This is a genomic window from Enterococcus sp. AZ048, assembly GCF_051715125.1.
Taxonomy (GTDB): Bacteria; Bacillota; Bacilli; order Lactobacillales; family Enterococcaceae; genus Enterococcus_A; species Enterococcus_A gilvus.
This window is the reverse complement of record NZ_JBIOTD010000001.1, coordinates 1,664,148-1,682,174: the sequence shown is the minus strand read 5'-3', so window position 1 is coordinate 1,682,174 and position 18,027 is coordinate 1,664,148. Positions and strand designations below refer to the sequence as shown.

Here is an 18,027-nt window from a genome sequence, read left to right as displayed (position 1 = left end):
CTTTAGAAAACAAATGAAGTGAGGGATTGATTTGGCTAAGAAGAAAATTCAAAAGACCAATGCGATTCGTTTAGTGGAGCAAAAGAAAATTGCTTATAAGGAACATGAATACGCATGGAGCGAGGATGACTTAGGGGCAGGGCATGTCTCTGAACAGGTCGCGATCGCTCCTGCGCGCATCTTTAAAACACTGGTGGCTGTTGGAAACAAAACAGGTCCTGTCGTAGCGGTCATTCCCAGCGATCATGAATTGGACTTGAAGAAAATTGCGAAGGCCAGCGGCAACAAAAAAGTAGAGATGCTTCATCTGAGGGATCTGGAGGCAACGACAGGGTACATTCGCGGCGGCTGTTCACCGATCGGGATGAAGAAGCTGTTTCCAACTTTTGTGGATGCTTCAGCGGAAAATTTTGAGGCGATCGCCATCTCTGCGGGGCGCAGAGGGCTGCAAATGGAAATTGCCCCCGACGCCATCGTAGAGCTGACGCGAGGACAATTTACTGAACTGACACATTAACCAAATGCGTGATAGGCAGCATTTGTACCTGCCACATAGCCGGTACAAAAAGCCGTCGTAATGTTATACCCGCCTGTATACCCATTGACATCTAGCACTTCCCCGGCAAAATACAGACCGGGGATTTTTTTGCTGGCTAATTCCTTTGGATTGACCTCTTTTAGCTCGACCCCGCCGCCGGTCACGAAGGACTTTTCCAAGCCGAACGTCTTGTTGGCGGTCATCGTCCAGTTCTTACAATAGGAAACAAAGGTCTCTATATCCTCTTTTGATGTTTGCGCATACGTTTGTTCGCTGATCCCGACCTTTTCTAAGAAGAAGAGCAGCAAGCGCTCTGGTAAAAAGCCGGTCAAGGCATTCTTTAAGTGTTTTGTAGAGGATGCGGCGCGTTTGCGAATGTCCGCCATTAAGTCAGAGGCAGAGGTTTCAGGGAAACAATCAAGTGTTAAGGTTGCTGTTTCTTGTGTGCGCAATAATTGGTTTACAAAGCTGGAGCAACGTAGAGCGGCGGGCCCTGAGACACCGAAATGCGTAAAGAGTAGATCCATCTCATGGCTGGTCACGCGCTTGTTTTTAGCGTCGAGCACAGAGAGCCGAACGTCTTGCAGTGAAAGACCTTGCAGCGTTTTTTCTTCAACGAAAGCATCCGTCAGAAAGATCGGAGACTCTGTCGGGTATAGCGGCGTGACATGATGTCCGACACTCTTTGCAAAGCGATAGCCGTCGCCTTGTGAGCCAGTGGAAGGATACGTGATGCCTCCGGTCGTAATGATCACGCTTTTAGCGGAGTAATCGCCTTCTGAAGTACGGACACCCTGAATGGCAGCACCGTCACTGATGATTTTTTCAACGGGTTCTTTAAAGTGCAGGGAGACGTTTAATGTTTCCAGCTCTTCTTTTAATGTATTGACGATGGTGGCAGATTTATCCGAGACAGGGAAGATACGCCCGTGATCCTCTTCTTTCAAAGCGACCCCGCGTTCACTGAAGAAACGCATGACGTCTTGGTTGTCGAATTGCGAAAACGTACTATATAAAAAGCGCCCGTTGCCGGGAATATGGACGATCAAATCATCCACGGATCGATTATTAGTCACGTTGCAGCGGCCGCCGCCCGTCATCAATAATTTTTTTCCAAGTCGTTTATTCTTCTCAAAAAGAGCCACCTGAGCCCCGTTCATTGCGGCAGTGATTGCGGCCATCATCCCAGAAGGGCCGCCGCCGATCACGATGACATCGAATTTTTTACTCATTTAGTTGTCCTCATTTATCTGTAAATTTATAGTTTCTATCTTACTTTAAATCCGAACGATTGACATTCAACTTGCAGTGTATCATGAATTTCTTTCCACTTTTATTAAAAAATGATGTAAACTATGAGTATTAACTGTGAGGAGGAATTTGATGGAAGTAAAAGAATATGTTGAACAGGTTCAGAAAAACTTAGAGGCAAAAGATCCGAATCAGGAAGAATTTTTACAAGCGGTGGATGAATTTTTACCAACGGTGATCCCGTTTCTTGAAGAGCATCCAGAATATGTAGAGAAAAATATTTTAGGCATGATACTGGAGCCGGAACGTATGGTCCAATTTCGTGTGCCTTGGCAAGACGATGAAGGAAATTGGCAAGTCAATCGCGGCTACCGTGTCCAATTTAACTCAGCGATCGGCCCATATAAGGGTGGCCTGCGTTTCCACCCAAGCGTGAACTTAAGTATTTTAAAATTCTTAGGTTTTGAGCAAATCTTTAAAAATAGTTTGACTGGCTTGCCGATCGGCGGCGGTAAAGGCGGATCGGATTTTGATCCAAAAGGAAAATCTGATTCAGAAGTGATGCGCTATTGTCAAAGCTTCATGACGGAATTGTCGAAGCATATCGGGCCAAATCTGGACGTACCAGCAGGGGATATCGGTGTCGGCGGACGCGAGATCGGTTATTTGTTCGGTCAATACAAGCGTCTGCGTGAATACGACATGGGCGTGCTGACGGGTAAACCTTTAGGCTTTAATGGCAGCCTTGGGCGGACGGAAGCGACAGGCTACGGGGCCGTTTACTTTGTGAAGCATCTATTGGAAGACCGCGACGATTCTTTCGAGGGCAAAAAGGTCCTTGTTTCAGGAAGCGGGAACGTGGCGATCTATGCGATTGAAAAGGCACAGGAATTAGGTGCAACGGCGATCACGTGTTCAGACTCGAATGGCTATATCTATGATAAAGACGGCATTGACGTGGCCTTATTGAAAGACATCAAGGAAGTGCGTCGTGAGCGTTTGACTGAATATGCAAAAGAGCGTCCAAATGCGGAATACCATGAAGGTTCTGTTTGGGCATTTGAAACAGAAGCAGACATCGCGCTGCCATGTGCGACACAAAATGAGATCGATGATGAAAAAGCGGAGATCTTAGTGAAAAATGGTGTGAAAGTGGTCGCTGAAGGCGCGAATATGCCTAGTACGAACGGTGCAGTGAAATTGTATCATGAAAATGGCGTGCTTTACGGACCAGGAAAAGCAGCGAATGCTGGGGGCGTAGCAGTATCTGCTCTAGAAATGAGCCAAAACTCGCAACGTTTGGCTTGGACCAAAGATGAGGTCGACGGAAAATTAGACGACATCATGAAAAATATTTATGAAACCTGCCGCGATACCGCAGCAAAATATGCTGATAAAGATAATTTTGCAGCGGGGGCAAATATAGCTGGTTTTGAGAAAGTCGCTGCTGCGATGTTGGCGCAAGGAACTGTCTAATATTTAATGGTTTACGCTTGAAAAATAGTCAAAAGAAACGTAAAGTATAGATTGTTATGAACTGACTTTCAAGGAGGAAAAACAATGGCACACATACATTTCGATTATTCGAAAGTAGCACCATTCGTGAGCGAACATGAAATGGACTACATCAAATCTGAAGTAGCTCTAGCTCACAAAGAATTACGCGAAGGAACTGGCGCAGGAAATGATTTCCTAGGCTGGATCGACCTTCCAGTAAACTATGACAAAGATGAATTTGCTCGTATCAAAAAAGCAGCTGAAAAAATTCAATCTGATTCTGAAGTATTAGTCGTAATCGGAATCGGTGGTTCATACCTTGGAGCTCGTGCAGCAATCGAATTCTTACACCAAACGTTCTTCAACGTGTTAGACAAAGAAGATCGCAAAGCACCTCAAGTATTCTTTGCAGGAAACTCAATCAGCTCAACATATATCGCTGACTTAATCGAAGTGATCGGCGACCGTGATTTCTCAGTTAATGTGATTTCTAAATCAGGAACGACGACTGAGCCAGCAATCGCATTCCGTGTCTTCAAAGAATTATTGATCAAAAAATACGGTGAAGAAGAAGCAAACAAACGTATTTATGCGACAACAGATAAAGCCCGCGGCGCAGTTAAAGTTGAAGCAGACGCAGCAGGTTGGGAAAGCTTTGTTATTCCTGATGATGTTGGCGGACGTTTCTCTGTATTAACAGCAGTGGGTCTATTACCAATCGCAGCCAGCGGCGCAGACATCGACGCCTTGATGAAGGGTGCAGCGGATGCTCGCGAAGCTTATTCAAGCGAAAACTTAGACGAAAACGAAGCGTATCAATATGCCGCTCTTCGTAATATTCTATACCGTAAAGGAAAAGTGACTGAAATCTTGGTCAACTACGAACCAGGTATGCAATATTTCAACGAATGGTGGAAACAATTATACGGCGAATCAGAAGGAAAAGACTTGAAGGGGATCTACCCATCAAGTGCCAACTTCTCAACAGACTTGCATTCATTTGGACAATACATCCAAGAAGGCCGCCGCAACATCTTTGAAACGATCGTGAAAGTGGAAAACCCTCGTAAATCAGTGGCGATCCCTTCACAAGAATCTGACTTAGATGGCTTAGGCTACTTAGAAGGCAAAGATGTTGACTTCGTAAACTCTAAAGCGTACCAAGGAACGTTATTAGCACATACAGATGGCGGTGTTCCGAACTTCGTATTGAACATCCCTACAATGGATGCTTACACTCTAGGCTACGCAATGTACTTCTTTGAAATCGCAGTGGGTATCTCTGGCTACTTGCTAGGTGTGAACCCATTCAACCAACCAGGCGTGGAAGCATACAAGAAAAACATGTTTGCTTTGCTTGGCAAACCAGGATTTGAAGAGTTAGCAAAAGAATTGAACGATCGTCTGTAATCCATTAAGAAAGAGACGCACATTAAATGAAACTAAAAAGCACCGCCGCTATCGGGATACGTCCGGACAGCGGCGGTGTTTTTGCGCAGCTCAATAATAATTAGAACAGTTCCTCACAAAGAAAGGACTGCTTTTTTTCCAGAATTTAAAATTTTAGAAAAAGAAATGGGTTTATATTCGTCCCAAATCAGGAGGGATCTGGGTGGGAAAAGAGGCGCTTTTGATTGGTATACTAAAAATAATGTGCGACTAATCAAAAATAATGATTAAAAGCATAAGTATCGCACAATGAAATCGTTTTTAAACAAATAAAGATAAATAGAAAATGAACGTAAGATTAAAAATAACCACAGTTGTTTAAGTTGATGTTTTACGAATTTTCTAACTATTGTGACATCTCCCTTGCTACAAAAGCAAAAAAAGTAATAAAAAACGTTTTCAATTTTTTCTCATTGTGTTATTATAAAAACGTAGAATTAAAGGGGGATTTATTATGGAAACTATTGAAATTGGTCTTACTTATCAATGCCGAGCGATCGGAATAGAGAAAGAAGTTGTAGGGGCGGTCGAACAACTCTACAATAATACCGTTTTGATCAATGTCGTGACATGTGATGCAGCAGATCGCGCGACAGTCATCGAACTACAAAATCGCTTATTAGTGAAATACGAAGATATCTTAAGCTGTATCGAGATCGAATGTACAGCATAATTGCTTGCAAACATGTGAAAGAATTATTTTGACAGGAAGGAGACCCAAATCATTTTTTGATTGGGGTCTTTTTTTGAAACAAAAAAACTGTGAAGAGACTTTCAGGAAGGCTTTTCACAGTCGATTTGCTTAATTGAATTGTAGAATACTGGCAGTTTTTCCTTTTATATCGTCTCCGTAGTGGGACAAAAGACGAAGGTCATCTGTCAGAAGCCCATTGACGTGCAGGTATGGGTAAACAGACGCTTGCTGCTTGGAATGGATCGACCAGACATATATTTGTTTCTTTTGGTGCTGCAAATTCCGAATGAGCTCACCATTGGCAGTCCGTGCTTCGATGTTCACGAAATCCAAGTTGTTCTTTGGTGCGCCTAAGAGATCAAAGGGTAAGATGTAGCCGACCTTCCAAGTAGGGAATCGTTCCTTTAGCTGGTTGGCGATGTCTAGATCCATACTTTGCAATTGATGATCCGCGAGCTGCTCTTTTAAAGGCAGCAGCTGTTGAAGAATCGTCGCCTTCGTTTTATCGGTGACTTTCAGCTCGATCAGAAGTTTCTGGTTGATCTCGTTTGCCGCCGCCAGATAGTCGGAAAATAGCGGGATGTCACTCGTATACCCGTTCTCTTCTAAAGTAAGCTCCTTTAGTTCTGCCCAAGTCGCCTCGTCGACACGGAGCTTCTTATGGGCGAGTGCTTGCAGGTCCTCATCGTGCATCACGACCAATTGGTGATCTGCGGTTTCCTGTACGTCCATTTCAACAAGATCAGGATGGTACTGGCTGCTCGTCTTTTGCAGCGCGGCGATGGAATTTTGGACACCGTTTCGTCCTGAGACGCCCCGATGAGAAATCGACATAGGCGTATTCGGGCGTTGCGTCGTGAAGGATTGCATGTATTGCAGCGTATAAAGACCGAGACAAGCAAAGACTGTCAAACTCAACCAGACGATGGAGGCCTTATTTGGGGCTTCCTTGTCTACGACCTTCTTGTCGGAGGCCGCTAAATAAAGGAAAAAGAGCGCCCAAAGGGAATTTTGGGCCACGCGATAAAGCAGCAGCAGGCACATCGCACCGCTTTGACTGACTAATAGACGCGTCAGACCAATAAAACCGAGCTTAACGAGCAGGCTCGCTGCTAAGAATGCTAAAGGGATCAGGAAAAAAATGAGCAACTGTTTGACTGGTCGCTTCTTCGTTTTTTCCCGACTGAGCCGAATACTTTCCTTAAGCGTCAGTCCTCGTTTCAAATATCGTGGCACCAAGATCACCCGATAAAGACCATAGAGCAGCAGCACGTATAAAAGCAGCAGCACAGGTAAAATTTTCCAGCGATACAGGAACAGAAAAGAAAGGACATCTGCTGGAAGCGGGCGCCACACTAGCAGCAACTGATAAAAACGAAAGAAAAAGAGGGGTGACAGCACGAGCCAAAACAGAAAGCTGACAAATGCCCCCTTCAGAGAAAAATTCTGAAATAGTTTTTCATTGGATTGCAGTTGACTGAAAAAGTTCCCATAAAGGAAAACCAAGGCTAAAAAAAGCACGAAATAAAATGGGTGGTAAAGCGAATTCAATAGGCTTTGCCTAAAAAATAAAAAGAGACTCTCCGATAAAAAAGGGAGACCAAAGGCAAGCAGTAAAAAATTATAAATAGAGAACGTACTAAAAAAATGCGTGATCCGTCGACGTAAATAAGTCATAGTTCCTCCTATGGTTCGATAAGCAAATATACTATATAAAATAAAATCCTGTAAAAGTGATTGTTTGCGATTTTTTTATGGTTGGGTTTTCCCAACAGCTAAAGAAAGTATCCCTTATTATTATCGAACTTTCAAATGAAAAATGTGTGAATTTTTCTGCTGGAAAAGTCAGAATTTCCAACTATGCCTAAAGAAGGAGGAATTTTCGTAAAAAAAAAAGCCCACTAAAATTAGTGGACGAGTAGGTGAGAGAGTAACGTGCCGCCTTGCAGCAAAGCCAAGCTGTATAAAAAGATGGAGGCAGGTTTTGCTAAAAAGATGATCGCACTGTATTTTTTAAAGGACATATTCGTTAAACTAGCCATCAAACAGAGGGCATCGTCTGGTGCAACTGGCAAGAAAATCGCGAGTGCGAACCATTTGTCGAAGCGCGGATCATCCAGCCAATGCTGGTATTTCTGGTAGATCTTGTCGCTGACAAGATGCATGATCAGAGGCTTGCCGTAATGTCTGCCCATTAAGAATAAAATCAAGGAACCGATCACGATTCCGATGTAGTTGTAAGCAAATCCCCAATAAGGTCCGAAGATCAAGACGCCAGCCGCAAGACTGATGCCCCCCGGAATGATCGGGATCACCACTTGGATGATTTGGATCAATACGAAGATGAGCGGTCCGGCAATTGGTGACAGCCCGACAAGTTGTCGCAGTGAATTCATATCGTTAAATACGCCTAAGCGATAAAAATAGACAGATAAACTGATCGTTATAGCAATTCCCATTATCGAAATAAGGTTTAATAGTCTCCTGGATTGAACGACACTCATTTAATTCATCCCCTTTGTCTTTCTAAAATGAAGTATAAAGGATAAATTCACAAAATGCATACGTCTGAGGTTGTAATTTGTAAATTTCCTGTGAAACTTAAAATTTACTTAGAAATTAGCTGAGAACGCTTGCATTCTTTTATGAATAAAAAGCAGGAAATAGACTCCTGCTCCTTCGAGTTACTTTGTTCTAAAGTTCGAGCGTGTCCGTTTTAGCGCCCGTTCGATCAGGTTCGTGAACATGAACCCGATGGCGATCGCTCCCGAAGTAACCAGAACAGTCACGACTTTTTCCATGGATTCAGTGAACTCCTGATTCATCATATGACGAACGGCCATATAGGCGGGGCCTCCCGGAACCAAAGGAACCAAACTTGGAACATTAAAAACGATCACCGGCATGTGCATCATACGAGAGAAAAAAATACTAATAAGACCGATCATCAAGGCGCCTAAAAAATTCGAGATCCCAATATTTTGATGAAAATACGTTTGCAAGATCCAAAAAGTCATCCAACCAGCCGCACCAGTCAGGCCGCAGGCTAAAAAAGCACGGCGCGGAATATTCGTGATGACGCTGAAGGCGATCGTACTGAACATGCTAAAAAGAAAATTGATAAGAAAATTCATGAGAGACCTCCAAGTATAGTTCGTTCTATTAAAAGAAATTAAACGCGACGATGATACCGCCGCCGATCGCACCAGCAATGAATAAAGCTTCTGTGCCACGGGCAACGCCGCTGATCAAATGGCCCGCCATGATATCGCGAAAGGCGTTTGTGATAGCCAATCCGGGCACGAGGGGCATGATGGACCCAATGATCAAACTGTTGACCTCAAGTGCAGCAGAAGAAGAGACCGCCAATAAGGATAAGCTGCCGATGACCAATGCGGCAACGAAATCATTTAAAAATTTCATATGGAGCTGGTTGCCGAAAAACGTATGGACGGCAAAACCAATCATTCCGATGACAAAGGTTGGGAGAAAATCAAACCAAGTCCCATTCAAAATGATCATAAGTGTGCTGCTGACGACACCAGCCGCAATGATTTTCCACAGGTACGGAAAATCCGGTGTAACTGAATCGACTTCCTCTAAATAAAGATAGAAGTCTGGCAAAGAAAGCTCCCCATCAGCGAATTGGCGCGAGCCCTGGTTGACCGCGGTCACTTTTTCTAGATTGATGGATTGCGGTGTGATTTGAACCACTTGGCTGTTCTGCTCCGAAGGGAATCCGACGATCAAGCCTGTGGCGGTCACATAGGTTTGTATATCATCAAGGCCTGCATTGAGAGCGATTCGTTTCATCGTGTCTTCCACTCGATAAACTTCTGAGCCGGATTCCATCATGATCTTCCCAGCTTTCAAGCAAGTATTTAAAACAAGTTGTGCGTAGTTTTGCTGTTCCATTCAGTTCCTCCCCCTTTACTATTTCTATACTATAGTAGATAAAATAAATAAATTAGACAAGAAAAAGAATAATGATTGTCACTGAAGGCTCAAGAAAGTATAATAAAGTAACACCAAAATTTTTTAATGAAGAGACTCATTTTAGTTTAAAGAAACAAAAATGTCTTCAAATGTATAACGATACTTTCGTTTTTTAGTGAAATAAGTTAAAATTTACAGAAATTATAAAACGGTTCCACTCCCTTTGTAAGATAAAAACGAAGGATAACACTTCATATTTGAAGAAATATCCACTAAATTTAGATAACATCTTGCATAAGGGTTGCAAAACTAATCAGTTTTTGATTAAAATAAAATGACGATAAAAATAATAACATTCTGGGAGGAATCAAAATGAGAAGAAAAGTTTACACAAAAGACCAGATTCTAAAGGCTGCCTATGAAGTTGTCGAAAATGAAGGTTTTTCTGGATTTACTGCACGTAACATCGCCAAAAAAATGGGAATCAGTACGCAACCGATCTATTTAGAATTTAAAAATATGAGTGATCTTAAGAACACATTGTTAGATGAGATCTGCAATCACCTATATTATGATATTTTCCCAGAAGTTCGTACAGGTGATACCATCATCGACTTAGGCTTGAATTATGTTTATTTTGCAAAAGAGCAAGGCAATTTGTACAATGCGCTGTACGTTCAAGAATATGGTGGCGGGAAGAAAATGCACGACTTTTCTTACAACTACTTCCATCAATTGATGCTTGAGCATCCTAAGTACAGCCAATTATCTGAAAAACGCATCAACGCATTGCATGTAGGAACGTGGATCTGTGTGACGGGGATCGCGACACTGATGTCTTCTGGCATCATTGAACCGACGCAAGATGAAATCGTTCATTTGATCAATCGTACGATCAACAATATCTTAGAAGAAGAAGACACTTCTGTATTAGATTCATTATAAAATCTTGACATTTAAACGAAAAAAGGTAAGATAAATGATGCGGAAGGTTGGCAGAGTGGTAATGCACCGGACTCGAAATCCGGCGAGCCGCAGTAATGTGGTGCACGGGTTCAAATCCCGTACCTTCCTTTTATCTTACCTGTAAGCGCGGCTTTCACCGCGCTTTTTTTGTGCGCTGTTTTCAATTATTTGCATCAGCAAGTCTCGTCTTGCTGGCGAGACTCTGTGTATTCCTTCAGCAGAGGGGCAAAATATTTTTCTTCGGCGGCTTTGCGCGCTTCAGCGGCTTCTTCGAGTGTTTTGAAGGTGCCTAGATAATATCTTTTGCCTTGGCAATCGATCCTCGCTTCATAGTGGTTGGATTTTTTATTGATCGTGACACCGCGAACGCCTGTTTTACTGGATCTTGAGGGCTTGTTCGTGAGTCGGGAACGATTGTCTCGCTGAGGATTGTTCTTTTTTGCTTTGCTAGTGTCTTTTTTAGTCTTTTTCTTCGGAGCGGCTTCTGAAGGCGGCAACGTGTGCCCATGGGCTCTAAGAAACGCTCCATAGGTGTCGTAGGTAGTTCTGATAGCTTTATAGTGTTTGAATTCGTTGGGCTGCGGGATGCGCTTATGTTCCGCAATGAAGGCGTCCAGTTTCTTCGCTAATTTCTCCTCTAAGGGTTGCGTTTTCCGTCCGGGAGTATTGGGCGGGAATCCTTGGCTGTGAAGAAAGGCGTTATAGGAACCGAATTTTCTGACGATGGTCGTGTTCTGACCGAATTCTGTTGACGTTGGCGTACGTCCATGTCTAGTAACGAAGACATTCAATTTGTCGATCAAGGCCTCTTTAGAAGCGGGATGGTTTCTTGAATCGAGGTAAAGAGAGGCGTAGCCACAGACTTTGATAAAGTTGATGTACGAGCCATAGTATTTATACACGTGACTGGCGAAGCCGAATTCGACGGATTTAGGCGTGCGCTTATTTTTATTTACAAATTCGTGAAGTCGTTTCTCTAGTTCGCTTTTTGTCGGGTGCGCAATGATTCTCGTTTTGCCAAAGCCTTGGCTTTCGAGGAACGCTGTATACGAGCCAAAAAATTTATGTATGATGCCATAATGACCGAACTCCTTTACTTTTGGGACGCGACCATTTTCTGTTACAAAGCTAGCTAGTTTCTGTATCAAATACTCTCTTGTGATTGCCACGGATGTGTCCTTCTTTCTTTTTTATTTTAAAAAACGTTATTTTATAGAATGCTGATCGACTGGCTTTTTGCTATAAGAAGACGATAGCACAAATAACCAGAGAAGACGTTGCCAACTTTTTTCTGATTTTTAATAGAAAAAAATAGTTCTTTTATTAGGTCGGCTAGTTGGAAGGAGCGTTGAATTCGCGAATCGGTACTTTTACGCGGCTTCTGCTATACTGAATAAAAGGTTTCTAAAAGGAGTGAAGGAAAATGGAAGAAACAGTATTCTTTAATTTGGGGAATGCTCTTGCTGCTAAACGGGACCCAAAAGAGCTGATGAAAGAGGCTCAGATCGTCAAAGACAACCGTGATCCCCTTGGAAAATTGGTGATCGTCGAAGGCGAGGGAAAGGAAGCCCTTATTTTGTTCGACTTAGCCGATCAAGAGGCGCCTTCTGAAAAGACCGAACCATTCAAAGTGAAAAAAATTATTGATTGATTTGACCTGTCCTCGTTGAAAAACGGGGCTTTTTTTGTCGGAAATCACCCCTTTTTACAATTTTTTTCACCTAATTATTGTTATTGATTAAGACGATCAGGGTTGATGGGACAACAAATAGGGGAAAACTATTTTTATCTATTTTTTTTATTAAAAAAGTTGATAATGAAATATTTTAGGTTTTGATTTATCGTTGGGAGGTAGATATCTCAGACAGACAAGGAAGGAGGAAAAAGAATGGGTACACAAGAGTTGACGCGGCAAAAATTGTTTGCGCTTTCTCGAAAAACATTGGAGAAACGAATCCGCAGCTATTACTTTCAAACAAACGATGGCAAGGCCACCATCGAGATGTTGATCACGCTGCAGGTTCGCGAAGAATTGACGAAGACAGATTTTCATATGGTACTGCGGTCACTGGTTCAGCGTATTTTTCTCAAGACACGTTCAACCGCCGCCATGCGCCGCTATTATCTTTATTTTTCTGATTATTTTACTAAGCAAGATTGGCACTTATTAACGGTGAAATTATTTCCCGTATTATCCTATAGCGAAGAAGACGAAGGACTTTCAGAACAAACGGTTTACGCCGCTTTAGCAGGAGCAGCCGAATCATGACAAGAAAAAAGGGAAGGAGCGTGACACTTAAAGAGAGAGGAGAAAGCAGATGCACGTAACAACAACATTAGATGCGACATTCGCGCGAGGCGATGGCAAAAACCATCATTTTCGCTTAAAGGATTTTGATACAAGTAAAACCGCAGAAGACGTGAAAGCGTCTCTGACGAAATTAACAAAATTGGACTTATTTGAAAAAGACGGTGTTCGTCTGTTCAAGGAAGTTTTAGGCGCTAAGGTGATTCTCAAAAAGGTGACACCGATTTTTGATTCAGGCGCAAAAACAAAAAGAAAACCAAAGGCAAAAGATCCGTTGACACAGTTGATGGAAGCAGCCGGTGTGACGTCACAGGAAATCGCACCAGAAATAAGACCGGCTTCTGTACCTAAGAAACGTGAGAGACAGGGAAATGAGTTGGCGGCGGGTCCAGCAGCGATCGCCAACATTCGAATCCCAGAAGATCTGTCCATTGTCGAAGAGCGGCCAAAACCGGGCTGGCTGATCCAGAAGATCGCACTTCCAGCAGGTGCCGATCCGCGGGAGCTCACGGAACAGCAGGCGTTTATGCTGATCCTGGCTTGCTTGCCGCCGCATGCCTCCTTAGAGGACGTAGATGTGGATGATACTGCGACTCCCGTCAGACTCCTCGTAACCGCTAGAGTGGAGGAGCCGCAGAAAATCAGTATTTCTGCAAATAAGGACTCGCCGCCAAAGAAGCCTAAGAAAAAACGAAAGCGGTTACTCGATCGCATACGACGACGAGAATACGCATAAAGATGGCCCACGCTCCTGAAAAGTCCAACGTTGGCAGGAGCGGGGGAGCCGCAGAAAGTATTCTTGAAAGTAAAGCTTATTTAGGCTGGTTAGAAAGGCTTGATACAGGCAAATCATTCGACGCAGACCGCTTTTTTCTCTATGCTTAAAGAAAAAAGATTTGAGGGATCGTCGATGATTCAGCTAAATGTAGAAATAGAGCAACACGTGACTACTGTTCGCTTTGGTGAACGAGGGGTAATGAACATTTATCGTGACTTGAAAGAACTGCCGAAACCTGAAGAAACCGAACTGCTGCTGTATTTTAAGGGACGTGAACCGCAGGCGATCGACTACAGTCCAATGATTGATTCTGCGTCTCTAAAAAAAGCGGATAGTCTGGTGAAGATCTCGGTGCCGTGGGAAGTAGAAGGTCGTGACTTAGCCCAGCAGATGTTGGATGTGTGGCAGGAGAACGCGCTGAAAACGGCGGGGTTATTTGAGACGCAGAAAATTGCTTCCAATCATTTTCCAACAGTGTCAGAACAGCAAAAAGAGCTCTTTGCTATTCTGGCAGCCTTTGGCTATGAAAACCAAAAAATCAAAGCCAAACCTGCGAAGGCGCAGCACCGTTGGAATAAAAAGGTCAGTGAAATTTCTTTTTATGTGGATCACAAGGATTCAAAGGCTGAGGTGATTTGGCAAAAGCGCAATGAAATGCTGGTGAAGGCTGGTGCGAAGCTGACGCAGGAAATCCCTCTAAAAAAGGACGGCTCGATCGGATTTGACGGGCGTTTTGGGGAAAAGCTGAGGGCCGATCACGCAAAGCAATTCTCAGAGTTTACGGCGACGGAAGATATCATTTTTAAAAGTGTGAATGAAACAGGACTCTTTCTTTACTTTGGCGGAACCAATGGGTGGCTGGTTCTGAAGGACAAAGATGGAAAGACGATCGATGAATACACAGTAGTGAATTAGTTCGAAAGGGGCGGCTTCTTTAAGAGGCGGCTCTTTTTTTGTAGTTGAAAAGGCCGCGCATTAAGGCGTACTATCGAAGAAAAGGGTAAAGGAGCGGTTCTTATGAAACTGGCAGTAATTTACTACAGCAAGACTGGACAGACAAAGGAGATGGCGGAGACTATCGTAGCAGGAATGGAAAAGGCAGGCTGTGAAGGACGGCTCTTTTCAGTGGAGGAGCCTGTGGATGCCGCTTATTTGAAGGAATCCACAGGCATTGTTTTTGGGTCTCCCACCTATATGGCGACGAGTCACTGGCGCATGACGCGTTGGCTGCTGGAGGAAAGCAAGGGGATTTCCTTTGCTGGCAAGCTTGGCGGAGGATTCGCGACTGCTCATTATGCGCAAGGGGGAAGTGACACTGCGATTCTTTCAATGCTTGGGATTTTGCTGGTAAAGGGGATGCTGGTGTATTCCGGCGGTTCAGCCTTCGGACAGCCCTTTATCCATCATGGACCGGTGGCGTTGGATGCCGTCGGGGATCATTATGAGGAATCGAAGGCGGTCTTTGAGGTCTTTGGGCAGCGCTTTGCTGAAAAAGCCATCGAATTATTCGAAAAATAAAAAAACTATGGAAGAGAATCAAAGGATTCTTCCCATAGTTTCTATAAATCAAGGTATTTCGTTAAATAATCTGCCATACCGTCTTCGGTATTCGGCTTTTCGGTAATGTCGTTCGCAACGGATTTCAATTGGTCAGTTCCGTTTGCCATCGATACGCCCCAGCCGGCAAATTTCAACATATCGACGTCATTGTGTTCATCGCCGAAAGCAATGATGTCTTTTTGATTCATGCCGAGAGTGTCGATCACGCGCTTCAATCCGTGTGCTTTGTGAATGCCCTTAGCTACGACTTCCAAAATAGGATTTGGCCCGCCCCAAGTATTCACTTCCACCTCGTGTCCATACTGCTGCTTCAATTCTTCAGAAACGCTGCCGACATTTTCAGGCTGGCTTCGTAACAAAACAGAGGTTGGATTGGTCTGCAAGGTATTAACGGTCAACAAATTCTCGTTCGTAGCAAAGTCGCTGGCGAAGAAATGCTGATCAAAGAAGTTCAAGTCGTCAATAAAGAACGTGTCGCGATTTTCCGCGGCGATAAAGTCCAATTTTAAGTTTTTCTTTTCCGACATCAGATCAAACACGATGCTCCGATTGAAGGATGTTTCTTGCTCGCCGATCCATGATTTTTCTGGCAGGTGAACGAGAGCGCCGTTAAAGTTGATCATCGGCGTAGTAAGCTGCAATTCTTGATAAAAGTTTTTACTCATGCGATAAGGGCGTCCTGTGGCGATCACAACGGAGTGACCATCCTCAATCGCGCGGCGCAGAGTTTTGGCGGTTTTATCAGTAATTTTTGAATCTTGATTCAGTGTCGTTCCATCTAAATCAATCGCGATCAATTTTTTCATAAAATCCCCTACTTCGTATTAGTGTATTTATTCTTTCAATGAAGAATAAGAATCGTTCTAAGCGTATATTTCATTCTGTAAAATGAAACAGAAAGCTTGTTTTCAATTTGTTTCAGTCTAGCACATCCATTAGAAAACGCAACCGGGGCGCTTAAAATTGATGAAAGTATTAACATTTTGTCCCGTTTGATAAGGGAAGAGAAAAGTTTTTTCTGTCTGATTCTGCTATAGTATAGAAATGAAAGAGGTAAGAAAGGGGATACAGAAGATGAAAATCAATTGGCGAAGAAATCTCTTGATTTCATGGATCGGTTGTTTTTTTACTGGTGCGAGCTTCAGTTTAGTTATGCCTTTTTTGCCAGTCTACATTGAAGAATTAGGAACACCCAAGTCGCAAGTAGATTTGTTTGCTGGACTAGCGATTTCAGTGACCGCCTTCTCTGCTGCGATCGTGGCACCTTTGTGGGGGAATTTGGCAGACCGCAAAGGCAGGCGGTTGATGATGGTCCGTGCCGCTGCTGGAATGACGATCACCATGGGCTCGTTAGCCTTCGTCTCAAATGTTTACTGGCTGTTGATCATGCGCTTCATGACTGGCGTATTGTCGGGGTATATGCCGAACGCGACGGCCTTGATCGCTTCACAGGCACCCAAGCAAAAGAGCGGCTGGGCACTGGGGACACTGGCTACTGGCGGGGTCGCCGGGAATCTGATCGGTCCGTTGATCGGCGGTCTATTGGCACAATGGTTTGGATTGCGAAATGTCTTTATCATTACGGGGATCATTTTGCTGATTTGTACGATTTTGACAGTCACGATGGTCAAGGAAGACTTTCAACCAATCGAAAAAGCCGATGTTATCAGCATGAACGAATTGCGCAAACGAATCAACTACATGCCGATTTTGATCGGATTATTCATTAGTTCATTGATCTTGCAGGTGGGTGTCACCAGCATCAGCCCTATCTTGACGTTGTACATTCGTGACCTGAGCGGCAGCAGCAGTAATGCCCTTGTCATCAGCGGGATGATCGTTTCAGTGGCTGGCGTATCGGCGATTGCTTCCTCACCAACGTTAGGAAAAATCGGCGACCGCATCGGAAATCACAAGGTATTATTGGCGGGTCTCGTCTTGTCGCTGGTCTGCTTCATTCCGATGGCCTTTGTTAAAACACCCTTCCAGCTCGGTGTATTGCGCTTTTTCCTAGGCTTCTCAACCGGTGCGCTGATGCCGTCAATCAATACGTTGATCAGCAAAATCAGTCCGCCAGAAGGCGTGAGTCGTATCTTCAGCTATAATCAAATGTTCAATAATTTCGGACAAGTCATCGGGCCGATGCTAGGTTCGACGGTGGCGCATTCTCTTGGCTATCCCGCCGTCTTCTTAGTAACGAGCGCCTGTGTATTGGGCAACATTATCTTAAGTACCTTCAACTTCCGAAAATTGCTGTTAACGAATACTAAAATTTAGCTTTTGATTAGTAATTTTACTGAGGCTGTCCAATTTAGGGCAGTCTTTTTTTGTAAAAAATGGACAAAACCTGCTAATTTTTAGAGATGCATCCTAAGAGGGTGTGCGGGTGCTATACTTTAACTTGAGGACTATAAAAATTCTGGATGTATCAAAATGGGAGTGGGAAGAGATGAATAAAAAAAAGTGGTACCATCTTTTTTGGAAATCCGGCTACCAATGGATCGGCGGTGTGATTTTTCTGTTTTTTACGGATTTCCACTATAACCAATTGGTTTCGGCTGTTTGGTTCATAGTCGCAGGGATTAATTTGTATAGAGGTTTTCAGTGGTATCGAGTAGATCGTTAGGTTCTTTGTTCACATCATTATAGGAATGATGTCAGCGTCGCTTCATTCTAAACTGAAAAGCAAGCTTATCAATGGAGCGGGTAAGAGAAAAACACCGCTTATAACTTTCACTAACTCTAAATTTGAAATAAACAAAAAACCAGTTACAATAAAGTAACTGGTTTTGTTTAAGCATTGCTTTTTTTAGGAGACACAAAACGCGCAGCGATAAGCGCGATCACGCCGACAATAAGTGAAATAATCGTAGATAATTCGAAGTTATAAGAACCGCTTTGCAAGGCGCCGCCTAAATAACAAACGGCTTGTCCAATTGCGAAAGCCCAAAATAATGTCACTAAATATTTCATCCAGAGCACCTCTTTTCGCAGGGAATTCTAGGTTCAGTTTAGCATTTTTTTTGAAAATGTAAAGAAAAGACTGATGA

20 protein-coding genes and 1 tRNA gene are annotated in these 18,027 nt (G+C 43.5%); 13 read left to right on the top strand and 8 right to left on the bottom strand.

What is annotated here, in order from left to right; translation table 11 throughout:
• Positions 1-31 precede the first annotated feature (31 nt).
• Entirely contained in the window at positions 32-517 is a 486-nt protein-coding gene (gene ybaK / locus IGI66_RS08200) for a Cys-tRNA(Pro) deacylase (RefSeq protein WP_086303663.1), read from the top strand.
• Here ybaK and IGI66_RS08195 read toward each other — a convergent pair.
• Complete coding sequence (locus IGI66_RS08195; RefSeq protein WP_438848437.1) at positions 514-1,770, bottom strand: NAD(P)/FAD-dependent oxidoreductase; 1,257 nt, start codon at positions 1,768-1,770, stop codon at positions 514-516. The genes ybaK and IGI66_RS08195 overlap by 4 nt on opposite strands.
• Before the next feature lie 151 nt (positions 1,771-1,921).
• On the opposite strand from IGI66_RS08195, the gene gdhA reads away from it, so the two are divergent.
• The 3 genes from gdhA to IGI66_RS08180 all read left to right on the top strand — a co-directional run bounded on the left by gdhA (position 1,922) and on the right by IGI66_RS08180 (position 5,408).
• Positions 1,922-3,265, top strand: coding sequence for an NADP-specific glutamate dehydrogenase (gdhA, locus tag IGI66_RS08190; RefSeq protein WP_010780538.1), 1,344 nt, complete (start codon positions 1,922-1,924; stop codon positions 3,263-3,265).
• Between the two features lie 84 nt (positions 3,266-3,349).
• Complete coding sequence (locus IGI66_RS08185; protein WP_010780539.1) at positions 3,350-4,696, top strand: glucose-6-phosphate isomerase; 1,347 nt, start codon at positions 3,350-3,352, stop codon at positions 4,694-4,696.
• A gap of 493 nt (positions 4,697-5,189) precedes the next feature.
• The gene (locus IGI66_RS08180) at positions 5,190-5,408 is read left to right on the top strand and encodes a hypothetical protein (RefSeq protein WP_010780540.1); all 219 of its coding nucleotides are present in this window, start codon (positions 5,190-5,192) and stop codon (positions 5,406-5,408) included.
• 129 nt (positions 5,409-5,537) lie between these two features.
• Here the strand turns inward: IGI66_RS08180 and IGI66_RS08175 are convergent, their stop codons facing one another.
• The 4 genes from IGI66_RS08175 to IGI66_RS08160 all read right to left on the bottom strand — a co-directional run bounded on the left by IGI66_RS08175 (position 5,538) and on the right by IGI66_RS08160 (position 9,344).
• Positions 5,538-7,106, bottom strand: coding sequence for a glycerophosphodiester phosphodiesterase family protein (locus tag IGI66_RS08175; RefSeq protein ID WP_438848434.1), 1,569 nt, complete (start codon positions 7,104-7,106; stop codon positions 5,538-5,540).
• Positions 7,107-7,336: 230 nt separating this feature from the next.
• Positions 7,337-7,933: a TVP38/TMEM64 family protein gene (locus IGI66_RS08170; protein WP_010780542.1), complete on the bottom strand. Its 597-nt coding sequence runs from the start codon at positions 7,931-7,933 to the stop codon at positions 7,337-7,339.
• Between the two features lie 180 nt (positions 7,934-8,113).
• Entirely contained in the window at positions 8,114-8,563 is a 450-nt protein-coding gene (locus IGI66_RS08165) for a threonine/serine exporter family protein (RefSeq protein ID WP_010780543.1), read from the bottom strand.
• A gap of 28 nt (positions 8,564-8,591) precedes the next feature.
• Positions 8,592-9,344 carry a threonine/serine exporter family protein gene (locus IGI66_RS08160; RefSeq protein ID WP_010780544.1) on the bottom strand — a complete coding sequence of 251 codons (753 nt, stop codon included), beginning with the start codon at positions 9,342-9,344 and terminating at the stop codon, positions 8,592-8,594.
• A 393-nt stretch (positions 9,345-9,737) separates the two neighbouring features.
• Between IGI66_RS08160 and IGI66_RS08155 the strand changes: the two genes are divergently transcribed.
• A complete protein-coding gene (locus IGI66_RS08155) occupies positions 9,738-10,310 on the top strand; it encodes a TetR/AcrR family transcriptional regulator (RefSeq protein ID WP_010780545.1) in 573 nt (190 codons plus the stop codon).
• Positions 10,311-10,351: 41 nt separating this feature from the next.
• Positions 10,352-10,439: transfer RNA gene (locus tag IGI66_RS08150), tRNA-Ser, on the top strand.
• Positions 10,440-10,504: 65 nt separating this feature from the next.
• Here the strand turns inward: IGI66_RS08150 and IGI66_RS08145 are convergent.
• Positions 10,505-11,500 carry a homing endonuclease associated repeat-containing protein gene (locus IGI66_RS08145; protein ID WP_438848430.1) on the bottom strand — a complete coding sequence of 332 codons (996 nt, stop codon included), beginning with the start codon at positions 11,498-11,500 and terminating at the stop codon, positions 10,505-10,507.
• 254 nt (positions 11,501-11,754) lie between these two features.
• On the opposite strand from IGI66_RS08145, the gene IGI66_RS08140 reads away from it, so the two are divergent.
• The 5 genes from IGI66_RS08140 to IGI66_RS08120 all read left to right on the top strand — a co-directional run bounded on the left by IGI66_RS08140 (position 11,755) and on the right by IGI66_RS08120 (position 14,935).
• The gene (locus tag IGI66_RS08140) at positions 11,755-11,982 is read left to right on the top strand and encodes a hypothetical protein (RefSeq protein WP_010780568.1); all 228 of its coding nucleotides are present in this window, start codon (positions 11,755-11,757) and stop codon (positions 11,980-11,982) included.
• A 237-nt stretch (positions 11,983-12,219) separates the two neighbouring features.
• Positions 12,220-12,600, top strand: a complete 381-nt coding sequence (locus IGI66_RS08135) for a hypothetical protein (protein ID WP_438848428.1) — start codon at positions 12,220-12,222, stop codon at positions 12,598-12,600.
• Between the two features lie 49 nt (positions 12,601-12,649).
• On the top strand, positions 12,650-13,375 hold the full coding sequence (locus tag IGI66_RS08130) for a DUF2922 family protein (protein WP_438848426.1): 726 nt from the start codon (positions 12,650-12,652) through the stop codon (positions 13,373-13,375).
• A 174-nt stretch (positions 13,376-13,549) separates the two neighbouring features.
• Positions 13,550-14,332 carry a DUF4357 domain-containing protein gene (locus IGI66_RS08125; RefSeq protein WP_438848424.1) on the top strand — a complete coding sequence of 261 codons (783 nt, stop codon included), beginning with the start codon at positions 13,550-13,552 and terminating at the stop codon, positions 14,330-14,332.
• A 102-nt stretch (positions 14,333-14,434) separates the two neighbouring features.
• Positions 14,435-14,935, top strand: coding sequence for a flavodoxin family protein (locus IGI66_RS08120; RefSeq protein ID WP_438848422.1), 501 nt, complete (start codon positions 14,435-14,437; stop codon positions 14,933-14,935).
• Between the two features lie 41 nt (positions 14,936-14,976).
• Here IGI66_RS08120 and IGI66_RS08115 read toward each other — a convergent pair whose 3' ends face one another.
• A complete protein-coding gene (locus IGI66_RS08115) occupies positions 14,977-15,783 on the bottom strand; it encodes a Cof-type HAD-IIB family hydrolase (RefSeq protein ID WP_086303673.1) in 807 nt (268 codons plus the stop codon).
• A gap of 268 nt (positions 15,784-16,051) precedes the next feature.
• Between IGI66_RS08115 and IGI66_RS08110 the strand changes: the two genes are divergently transcribed.
• Together IGI66_RS08110 and IGI66_RS08105 are read left to right on the top strand one after the other, a co-directional pair.
• Positions 16,052-17,254: a multidrug efflux MFS transporter gene (locus IGI66_RS08110; protein ID WP_010780574.1), complete on the top strand. Its 1,203-nt coding sequence runs from the start codon at positions 16,052-16,054 to the stop codon at positions 17,252-17,254.
• A gap of 172 nt (positions 17,255-17,426) precedes the next feature.
• Positions 17,427-17,603: a hypothetical protein gene (locus IGI66_RS08105; protein ID WP_316406935.1), complete on the top strand. Its 177-nt coding sequence runs from the start codon at positions 17,427-17,429 to the stop codon at positions 17,601-17,603.
• Positions 17,604-17,770: 167 nt separating this feature from the next.
• Here the strand turns inward: IGI66_RS08105 and IGI66_RS08100 are convergent, their stop codons facing one another.
• The gene (locus tag IGI66_RS08100; protein WP_010780576.1) at positions 17,771-17,950 is read right to left on the bottom strand and encodes a YjzD family protein; all 180 of its coding nucleotides are present in this window, start codon (positions 17,948-17,950) and stop codon (positions 17,771-17,773) included.
• Between the last annotated feature and the right edge of the window lie 77 nt (positions 17,951-18,027).